Here is a 10621-nt window from a genome sequence, read left to right on the forward strand (position 1 = left end):
GGGGTCTGACGCCGGACCTGGTGCGGAGACCGGGGCCGGTGTGGGATGCGGTCCGGAGTCCGGTGAGTGGTCCGGCGCGGAGCCCGGTCCGGAATCCGGCCCGGAGTCCGGCTCGGGCCCCGGCGGCCGGTCGCCCGGGGGACTGTCCGGATGGACCACCCCCGCCAGACGCGCCAGTGCTTCGCGGGCCGCCGGGGACAGGGCGCGGCCCGTCCCGTACAGCTCCGTGCCGTCCGGTGCGAACAGCACCGCCCGCCCTCCGAGTCGTACCGCGAGCTGATGCAGCACCGCGGGCACCGGGTCCCGGCGGGCCGCGGCGGCGGCCAGACCCTGCTGGGCCCGGGTGACCCGGCCGAGTTCCCGGTGGCGTGCTTCCGCCATCAGCCGCCACACCCCCCGTGCCACCGCCGTGAACGGGGTGCGCGGCGGGACCTCGAGCAGCGGCAAGCCGTGCCGGTCGCAGGCCGTGATGAGTGCCGGAGGCACCCTGTCGTACACCGGCGTCACCCCGAAACCCAGCGCCGCCGCCCCCGCCTCGACCACCCGCGCCGCATACGCATCGGCATAAGCGGCCGTGAACTGGACACCAGCGGTCAGAAGCAGCTCACCACCGAGCAGATACGGATAGGGATCGGCCATCTCCGAGGTGTGCACCCAATGGACGGCAGTGGCCGCGTCATCGTCCGGACCGGCGATCCGGCGCAGACCGAGCCCGCTGTCCGCCAACAGCGCGGCCAGCGGAATCGGTGGAGTGGGCGGCGGTACGGGATCCGGCATGGACGATCCATCCATCATCAGCGAGTGGAATGGATGAAACGTACACTTCAGTGCTGCTTTCCGGCCACCTACGGTCTTGTCCCACGGACGGCGCCGCGCGAGGGCGCCCGGACCCGGCGGAACCTGACGGAGGAAGCCATGGCTGTCGACTACGCGGTGATCGTCGTCTATCTGGCCGGCATGCTCGCCATGGGCTGGTGGGGCATGCGCCGCGCCGGATCCAAGAGCGAGTTCCTGGTCGCGGGCCGCAGACTCGGCCCGTGGATGTACTCCGGCACCATGGCCGCCATCGTCCTCGGCGGCGCGTCCACCATCGGCGGTGTCGGTCTCGGCTACCGGCACGGCCTGTCGGGCGCCTGGATGGTCTTCACCATCGGCCTCGGACTGCTCGCGCTCTCCGTCTTCTTCTCCGCGCGGATCGCCCGGCTGAAGGTCTACACCGTCTCCGAGATGCTCGATCTGCGGTACGGCGGCCGGGCCGGGCTCATCTCGGGCATCGTGATGTGGGCGTACACGCTGATGCTCGCGGTCACCTCGACCATCGCGTACGCCACGATCTTCGATGTCCTCTTCGATCTGAACCGTACGGTCGCGATCGTCCTGGGCGGCACGATCGTCGTCGCCTATTCGACGCTCGGCGGCATGTGGTCCATCACGCTCACCGACATGGTGCAGTTCGTCGTCAAGACCATCGGGGTTCTGCTGCTCCTGCTGCCCATCGCCGTGGTCAAGGCGGGCGGCTTCGGCGAGATGAGGGCCAAACTGCCGGACGAGTACTTCGCGCCGTTCGGCATCGGCGGCGAGACGATCTTCACGTATGTCCTGATCTACACCTTCGGCATGCTGATCGGGCAGGACATCTGGCAGCGGGTGTTCACCGCGCGCGGTGACAAGGTGGCGCGCTGGGGCGGCACCGTCGCCGGTACGTACTGTCTGGCGTACGCCCTGGCCGGCGCGGTCATCGGTACGGCCGCCAAGACGCTCTACCCGGATCTGGGCAGCGCGGACGACGCGTTCGCGACCATCGTCAAGGACGAACTGCCCATCGGGGTACGGGGGCTGGTGCTGGCCGCCGCCCTCGCGGCGGTCATGTCGACGTCCTCGGGTGCGCTGATCGCGTGCGCCACCGTTGCGAACAACGACATCTGGTCGCGGCTGCGGAGTGCCGGACGCGCGGGCGGTGACGGGGCCGGCGGCGACAGGGCCGGCGACGATGCTCAGCGCGACGAGGTCAGGGGCAACCGGCTCTTCATCCTGATCATGGGCGTCGCCGTCATCGCCATCGCGATCGCGCTGAACAATGTTGTCGAGGCACTGACCGTCGCGTACAACCTGCTGGTCGGAGGGCTGCTCGTACCGATCCTCGGCGGTCTGCTCTGGCGGCGCGGCACGGTGTACGGGGCGCTGGCCGCCGTGATCGTCGGTGGCGGCGCGGTGGTGGGGCTGATGGCGGCGTACGGGATCCTCGCCACGGAACCGATCTACTACGGGCTGCTCTCCTCGCTGACTGCTTATGTGATCGTCAGTCTGATGACCAGGCCTACGGACGAAGCGGTGCTGGCCGCCTGGCGCCGCAGACTGGCTGGTCAGGACGGTGAGGAGGGTGCCGTGGCGAGCGCCGGGGAGGGCGCGGTGCCGGTGGTCTGAAGCGGTCCGAGGGGGGCCGGGAAGAGTTATCCACAGGCCAGTACGGCTGTCGGCGGGCCGGGCCATTCTTGAGCACATCAGCTTCGAGCACGTCAGCCCGACGACACAGTCGGCACAGGCGACGACACAGAACAGAGCAGTGCGGAGCCGCACGCATCACCAGGAGAGGCCCGACGATGAGCAGCAACGGACACAGCGGACTGGTACCCCCGGACCCGGCCGCCGCCGGCCGTGCGGACGGTTCGCCCAGGTCTGACGACCGCCTGCCCGGCGACAGTTCGCGTGACGACAGTTCGCGTGGCGTCGGCCGGCTCGGCGGCCGTCCGCGCGGGCCCGTCGACTCGTCCCGTATCCCGCGGTACGCCGGACCGGCCACCTTCGCGCGGCTGCCCCGGCTCGACGAGGTCGGCACCGCCGATGTCGCCGTGGTCGGCGTCCCCTTCGACGCCGGGGTCTCCTACCGGCCCGGCGCCCGGTTCGGCGGCAACGCGATACGGGAGGCCTCGCGGCTGCTGCGTCCCTACAACCCGGCCCAGGACGCCTCGCCCTTCGCGCTCGCGCAGGTCGCGGACGCCGGGGACATCGCGGCCAATCCCTTCGACATCGGTGAGGCCGTCGACACCATCGAGGCCGCCGCCGATGAACTGCTGGGCACCGGCGCCCGCTTGATGACACTCGGGGGCGACCACACCATCGCGCTGCCGCTGCTGCGTTCGGTGGCCAAGAAACACGGCCCGGTCGCGCTGCTCCACTTCGACGCTCATCTCGACACCTGGGACACCTATTTCGGCGCCGCGTACACGCACGGCACGCCGTTCCGCCGGGCCGTCGAGGAGGGCATCCTCGACACCGAGGCGCTCTCCCATGTCGGCACCCGCGGCCCGCTGTACGGGAAGCGGGACCTGGACGACGACGCCAGGATGGGCTTCGGCATCGTCACCTCGGCCGATGTCATGCGCCGGGGCGTGGACGAGATCGCGGACCAGCTCCGGCAGCGCATCGGGGACCGTCCGCTGTACATCTCCGTCGACATCGATGTGCTCGACCCGGCACACGCGCCCGGCACCGGCACCCCGGAGGCAGGCGGACTGACCTCCCGCGAGCTGCTGGAGATCGTCCGGGGGCTGGCCTCCTGCCATCTGGTCTCGGCGGATGTCGTGGAGGTCGCGCCCGCGTACGACCACGCCGAGATCACCTCCGTCGCCGCCTCCCACACGGCCTACGAACTCACCACGATCATGTCCCGCCAGACGGCGGAGGCCCGTACCGCTGCCGGGTCTGCCGCCCCGACCGCGCCCGGGGCGCCGAACGAGGCGGCGAAGTGACCCACGACCACGATGTGGTGCTCCGTCCCACCGAGGCGCAGACCAAGGCCGCGCTGAACCCGCCGGCCGGGCGCAACGGCGGTGATCTCGTCATCGAGACCCTGAGCGGTCTCGGTGTCACCACCGTCTTCGGGCTGCCCGGCCAGCACGCGCTCGGCATGTTCGACGCCCTCCGCAGATCCGGTCTGACCTATGTCGGGCTGCGCGTCGAGAACAACGCGGGGTTCGCCGCCGACGCGTACGGCAGGGTCACCGGCCGGGCCGCACCCCTGCTGCTGTCGACCGGTCCCGGCGCGCTCACCTCGCTGCCCGCGCTTCAGGAGGCGGCTGCCGCGTCGGCCCCGGTGCTGGCCATCTCCAGTCAGGTGCCGGCCGCGGGCCTCGGCGGCGGACGCCATGGCTATCTGCATGAACTCCCGGACCAGCAGGCGTCCTTCCGCGGCATCGTCAAATCCGTCCACCTTGTCCGTACCGCCTCGCAGATCCCCTCCGCGATCGCCGCCGCCTGGGAGTCCGCGCTCACCGCCCCGCACGGCCCGGTCTGGGTGGAGATCCCGCAGGACGTGCTGCTCGCGCCGACGACCCTGCCGGTCGTCACGGTGCCGGACGCCACGCCGCGCGAGCTGAGGCCGCGCCCCGAGCTGAGTGCGGTCGCGGCGCACGCCCTGTCGCACGCCGAGCGCCCGGTGATCATCGCGGGCGGCGGGGTGATACGGGCCGATGCCGCGGGCAAGCTGCTCGCCCTCGCCGAGAAGCTCTCCGCCCCGGTCGTCACCACCTACGGCGGCAAGGGCGCCTTCCCCTGGGAGCACCCGCTCTCGCTCCAGTCCTGGATCGAGGACCGGCACACCACCGACTTCCTGGCGGACGCGGACGTCCTGCTGGTCGTCGGCTCCGGCCTCGGCGAGCTCTCCTCGAACTACCACACCCTGAGTCCCCGCGGCCGGGTGATCCAGATCGAGGCGGACCTCGGCAAGCTGGAGTCCAACCACCCCGCGCTCGGTATCCACGCCGATGCCCGGACGGCGCTGTCCGCACTGCTGGAGTCGGTCACCCGGCGCCATGACCCGGCCGCCGCCGAAGCGGTCCGTACGGTCCTGGCGAAGGTAGGGGCCAGGATCGAGGCCCAGGACCTCACCCTGGAGCGACGGGTGCTCGACGCCGTACGCGCGGCCCTGCCCGCCGCGTCCCCCAGCTTCTGGGACATGACGATCCTCGCCTACTGGGCCTGGTCCGCCTGGCCGGGCCCCATGCACTCGGCCCAGGGCGCGGGCGGCCTCGGCTACGGCTTTCCCGCGGCTCTGGGCGCCGCGGTGGCCGACCGTACGACACCGGTCCTGGCCGTGTCGGGCGACGGCGGCGCGATGTACTCCATAGCCGAGCTGGCCACCGCCAGGCAGTACGGCCTTCCGGTCACCTGGCTGATCGTCGACGACGGTGGCTACGGCATCCTGCGCGAGTACATGACGGACGCCTTCGGCGAGACCACCGGTACGGAGCTGGCCCGCCCGGACTTCGTGGCCCTCGCGGAGTCCTTCGGCGTCCCGGCCGTCCGTACGGACCCGGAGTCGCTGCGCGAGGACCTCGGCGCCGCGCTCGCCACCCCCGGGCCTTCGGTGGTGGTGCTTCCCGCCCTGCTCAGGATGTTCGCGCCGACGCATCTCTGAGCCCGGCCCGGCGGTCTCGGCAAGAGGGAGCCGGGAGGCATGAATCAACACGATTCGGTCTCGGTCCGGGATTGTGTTCGAGCCCATACAACCATTGACCCTTCGCTGTGCATCATGTCTGCGAGCGCGCCGGGCGGCGCGCTCCTGACACGAGGGACAGGGGCGGGGAACTTCATGACTCAGCAGCGAATATCCTGGCGCGCCCGGGGCGCGCTCTCCATCGCCCTCGCCGCCGGGCTCGTACCGGTCGCCGCGGGAGCGGCACCCGCGATGGCCGCGGCTCCGGCCGTCGCCTGTACCTCCGGCAAGGCGGGCCTCGCGAGCAAGATGTCCAAGGACATCACCGCGGCGCTCAAGGGCAGGGCGTCGACCACCGCCGTGGCGGTCTACGACCGTACGACCAACACACGGTGCACCCTCCGCTCCACCCAGAAGTTCGACTCCGCCAGCGTCGTCAAGGTCACCGTCCTCGCGGCCCTGCTCTGGGACGCCAAGAAGACCAACCGCTATCTGACCCAGCGCGAGGTCGACCTCACCACAGCCATGATCACCAAGTCGGACAACGCGGCGACCAGCACCCTGTGGAAGCAGCTCGGTCTGACGAAGATCAAGGGATTCCTCAAGGCCGCGGGGATGACCCAGACCACCCCGGGCGCGAACGGTTCCTGGGGACTCACCCAGATCACCGCCCGTGACGAGCAGCAGCTCCTCACCCTGGTGACCGCCAAGAACAGCGTGCTCAGCGACAACGCCCGCAGCTACATCCTGGACCGGATGCGCAGGGTGATCTCGTCCCAGCGGTGGGGCGTCCCGGCCGGCGCCCCGGCCTCGGCCACCGTCCAGCTCAAGAACGGCTGGCTCCAGCGGTCCACCCATGGCTGGCGCGTGCACAGCATCGGCGCGTTCACCGGCAAGGGCAACAACTACCTGATCACCGTGCTCACCCACGACAACAAGACGATGAACGACGGCATCAACACCATCCAGGCCGTCGCCCGCGCCGTTCACAAGGATCTCGCCGCGGCCAAGTGACGACCGCCGCCGGTCGCGAGGCCGGCGGTGACGGACCGGTCCGGTGAAGGATCAGGCCGGTGAAGGGTGGGTCCTAGGACCGCAGACCGGTCTTTGTTGCGGAGGGATGAAATCCGCCGTCGCCCGCGTTGGTGCCTTCCGGTAGATCAGGACGACCGGGAGGCATCAGTGGCGGCGGAGCAGGGCTGGGCACGGCGGCTGACCGGGTACGCCTGGCGGTACCGGCGCAATGTGATCCTCGCGCTCGGGTCGTCGCTCGCCGGCATGGCGGTGATGGCGCTCGTCCCGCTGATCACCAAGGTCGTCATCGACGATGTCATCGGCGACGGCAGCCGCTCGCTCCTCGTCTGGACGGGCCTGCTGATCCTGGCCGCGCTCGGCGTCTACGCCGCCACGTACGTCCGGCGCTACTACGGCGGCCGTCTCGCACTCGACGTCCAGCACGATCTCCGTACCGAGATGTACGGCACGATCGCCCGCCTCGACGGACGGCGCCAGGACAGCCTTTCCACCGGACAGGTCGTAGGCCGTGCCACCAGCGACCTCCAGCTCATCCAGGGCCTGCTCTTCATGCTGCCGATGACCATCGGCAATGTCCTGCTGTTCCTCATATCCCTGGCGATCATGGCGTGGCTGTCCCTGCCGCTGACCCTGATCGCCCTCGCTGTCGCCCCCGCCGTCTGGTACATAGCCCGCCGCAGCCGCACCAGGCTGCACCCCGCCACCTGGTACGCCCAGTCCCAGGCCGCCGCCGTCGCCGGGGTCGTCGACGGAGCGGTCTCCGGTGTCCGGGTCGTCAAGGGCTTCGGGCAGGAGGACCAGGAGACCGGCAAGCTCCGCGAAGCCGGCCGCAAGCTGTTCGCCGGGCGGCTGCGCACCATCCGGCTCAACGCCCGCTACACCCCCGCGCTCCAGGCCGTACCCGCCCTCGGACAGGTCGCCATGCTGGCGCTCGGCGGCTGGCTGGCCACCCGCGGCCAGATCACCCTCGGTACGTTCGTCGCCTTCTCCACCTATCTCGCCCAGCTCGTCGGCCCGGTCAGGATGCTCGCCATGGTGCTGACCATCGGCCAGCAGGCCCGCGCCGGTGTGGAACGCGTACTGGAGCTGATCGACACCGAGCCCACCCTCCAGGAGGGCACGAAGGAACTGCCCGCGGACGCCCCCGGCTCCGTCGAGTTCGACGACGTGTCGTTCGCGTACGAGAACGGCAGGCCCGTTCTCGAAGGCTTCTCGCTGGAGATACGGCCTGGCGAGACGGTCGCCGTCGTCGGCTCCTCCGGCAGCGGCAAGTCCACCGTCTCGCTCCTGCTGCCGCGCTTCTACGATGTGACGCACGGCGCCGTCCTCGTCGGCGGCCACGATGTGCGCGAGCTGACACACCACTCACTGCGGGCCGCCATCGGACTCGTACCGGAGGACAGCTTCCTGTTCTCCGACACCGTCCGCGCCAATGTCGCCTACGGCAAACCGGACGCCACCGAGGAGGAGATCCTCCAAGCGACCCGTGCCGCGCAGGCCCACGACTTCATCAGCGCCCTGCCCGGCGGCTACGACACCAAGGTCGGTGAGCAGGGCCTCACCCTCTCCGGCGGCCAGCGCCAGCGCATCGCCCTGGCCCGCGCCATACTCACCGACCCCCGGCTGCTCCTCCTCGACGACGCCACCTCCGCCGTCGACGCCCGCGTCGAGCACGAGATCCATGAGGCGCTGCGCGCGGTGATGGCCGGGCGTACGACCCTGCTCATCGCCCACCGCCGCTCCACCCTCGGCCTCGCGGACCGTATCGCCGTACTCGACGGCGGACGGCTCGCCGACATCGGCACCCACGACGAGCTGCAGGAACGGTCCGCTCTCTACCGCCGACTGCTGACCGACCCCGAGGAACTGGGCGGCGTCTCGCCCGGCCACACCCCCGTCGCCGCCGAATGCGCGGACGATGCCCCTTCCCCGGAGGAGGTCCGCGCCCTCCAGGAGGAGATCGACGCCGAGTTCGACGCCGAGCGCGGAGTCACCCCGGGGCTGTGGGTGCGCGACGAGGCGCGCGACGCCGCCGACGCGGCGGCCCCCGGCGCCACCCCCGAACTGCTCGCCCAGGTGGAGGCGCTGCCCCCGGCCACCGACACCCCCGAAGTGGACGAGGCGCGCGCGGTCGCCGCCGAGGAGTCGTACGGACTGCGCCGGCTGCTGCGCGGCTTCGGGCTGCCGCTGCTGATCAGCCTCGCGTTCGTCGCGGTCGACGCGGGAATGGGCCTGCTGCTTCCGGTCCTCATCCGGCACGGCATCGACCAGGGCGTCGAGCAGCTCGCGCTCGGCGCCGTCTGGGTGGCCGCCTCGCTCGGACTCGTCTCCGTACTCGTCCAGTGGGCGGCGCAGATCGGCGAGACCCGCAAGACCGGGCGGACCGGCGAACGCATCCTCTACGCGCTGCGCCTGAAGATCTTCGCGCAGCTCCAGCGCCTCGGGCTCGACTACTACGAACGCGAGCTGACCGGCCGCATCATGACCCGGATGACGACCGATGTGGACGCGCTCTCGACGTTCCTGCAGACGGGCCTTGTCACGGCGTTCGTCTCCGTCGTCACCTTCTTCGGCATTCTGGTCGTGCTGGTGGTGATCGACGTCCAGCTCGCGCTGGTGGTCTTCGCGACCCTGCCGGTACTGGTCGTCGGTACGGTCTACTTCCGCCGCAAGAGCGTGAAGGCGTACGAACTGGCCCGCGAGCGCATCAGCGTTGTCAACGCGGACCTCCAGGAGTCGGTGTCCGGGCTGCGGATCGTCCAGGCGTTCCGGCGCGAGAAGGACGGCGCGGAGCGGTTCGCCGGGCGCAGCGACCATTACCGTGAGGCCCGGGTGCGGGGCCAGTGGCTGATATCGGTGTACTTCCCCTTCGTACAGTTGCTGTCCTCGGTGGCCGCGGCGGCCGTGCTGATCGTTGGCGCGGGGCGGGTGGAGTCCGGGACGCTGACGACCGGTGCGCTGGTCGCGTATCTGCTCTACATCGACCTGTTCTTCGCCCCGGTGCAGCAGCTCTCGCAGGTCTTCGACGGCTACCAGCAGGCGACCGTCTCGCTGGGCCGTATCCAGGAGCTGCTGCGGGAGCCGACCTCGACGGCCGCCTCGAAGGAGCCGTTGGACGTGCTGTCGCTGCGGGGCGAGATCGCCTTCGAGGGCGTGGAGTTCGCGTACAACGAGCTTGCGAGCGAGGGGTTGACGAGCCAGGAGTTCGCGTCGAACGGGAAATCCGGCGCGGGTGCAGCGAGTGCGGCGGGTGCGGCGGGCTCAGCGGCTTCAAGGGGCTCGGTCGGCATCACCGGCTCGGGGGAGGCTGCTCTGGCGGGTGTCGATCTGCGGATACCGGCGGGCCAGACCGTCGCCTTCGTCGGCGAGACCGGAGCGGGCAAGTCCACGCTGGTCAAGCTGGTCGCGCGGTTCTACGATCCGACCTCCGGCCGGGTCACCGTGGACGGCAGCGATCTGCGCGACCTGGATCTGACGGCGTACCGCCACCGGCTCGGAGTCGTACCGCAGGAGGCGTACCTCTTCGCCGGTACGGTCCGTGACGCCATAGCGTACGGCCGCCCCGACGCGCGCGACGCGGAGGTCGAGGCCGCGGCCCGCGCGGTCGGCGCGCACGAGATGATCGCCACGCTGGACGGCGGCTATCTGCACGAGGTCGCCGAGCGCGGGCGCAATCTCTCCGCGGGGCAGCGCCAGTTGATCGCCCTGGCCCGTGCCGAACTGGTCGACCCCGACATACTCCTGCTCGACGAGGCGACCGCCGCCCTCGACCTGGCCAGCGAGGCCCTGGTCAACCAGGCCACCGATCGGCTGACGGGCCGTCGTACCACCCTGGTCGTGGCGCACCGGCTGACCACCGCGGCCCGCGCGGACCGGGTGGTGGTGATGGACCACGGGCGGGTCGTCGAGGACGGTACGCACGATGAACTCCTCGCGCTGGAGGGCCGGTACGCCAAGCTGTGGCGGAGCTTCCTCGGCGAGGAGGAGCCGGCCGCGGTGGTCTGAGGGGGCGTAGTGCGGAGGCATCAAGGGGGCGCGTGGGTGCACTTGCCGCCCTTTGGTGCCTTTCGCAACCTTTCGGGCCGTGGATGCGTCGTACGCCTATATGCGATGGGGGCCTTGAGGGGGGCGTGTGTTGGGTCGGGCTGGGGG

The 10621-nt window shown here is 70.7% G+C and carries 6 protein-coding genes; 5 read left to right on the forward strand and 1 reads right to left on the reverse strand.

Annotated features, from left to right (window positions below; genetic code table 11):
* A partial coding sequence (locus tag WH07_RS22840; RefSeq protein ID WP_198533870.1) for a PucR family transcriptional regulator ligand-binding domain-containing protein occupies positions 1 to 777 on the reverse strand: 777 nt, incomplete at its 3' end.
* Between the two features lie 138 nt (positions 778 to 915).
* Here WH07_RS22840 and WH07_RS22845 point away from each other — a divergent pair.
* From WH07_RS22845 to WH07_RS22865, 5 genes are all read left to right on the forward strand, one after another.
* Complete coding sequence (locus WH07_RS22845) at positions 916 to 2424, forward strand: sodium:solute symporter (protein ID WP_046503161.1); 1509 nt, start codon at positions 916 to 918, stop codon at positions 2422 to 2424.
* 176 nt (positions 2425 to 2600) lie between these two features.
* Positions 2601 to 3749, forward strand: a complete 1149-nt coding sequence (gene speB / locus WH07_RS22850; RefSeq protein ID WP_232789023.1) for an agmatinase — start codon at positions 2601 to 2603, stop codon at positions 3747 to 3749.
* Positions 3746 to 5416: a thiamine pyrophosphate-binding protein gene (locus tag WH07_RS22855; protein ID WP_046503164.1), complete on the forward strand. Its 1671-nt coding sequence runs from the start codon at positions 3746 to 3748 to the stop codon at positions 5414 to 5416. The genes speB and WH07_RS22855 overlap by 4 nt, the downstream gene beginning before the upstream one ends.
* A 174-nt stretch (positions 5417 to 5590) precedes the next feature.
* Positions 5591 to 6448, forward strand: a complete 858-nt coding sequence (locus tag WH07_RS22860) for a serine hydrolase (protein WP_046503166.1) — start codon at positions 5591 to 5593, stop codon at positions 6446 to 6448.
* 168 nt (positions 6449 to 6616) lie between these two features.
* The gene (locus WH07_RS22865; protein ID WP_046503169.1) at positions 6617 to 10474 is read left to right on the forward strand and encodes an ABC transporter ATP-binding protein; all 3858 of its coding nucleotides are present in this window, start codon (positions 6617 to 6619) and stop codon (positions 10472 to 10474) included.
* Positions 10475 to 10621 lie beyond the last annotated feature (147 nt).

Origin of the sequence: Streptomyces odonnellii, assembly GCF_000981895.1 — a bacterium.
Taxonomy (GTDB): Bacteria; Actinomycetota; Actinomycetes; order Streptomycetales; family Streptomycetaceae; genus Streptomyces; species Streptomyces odonnellii.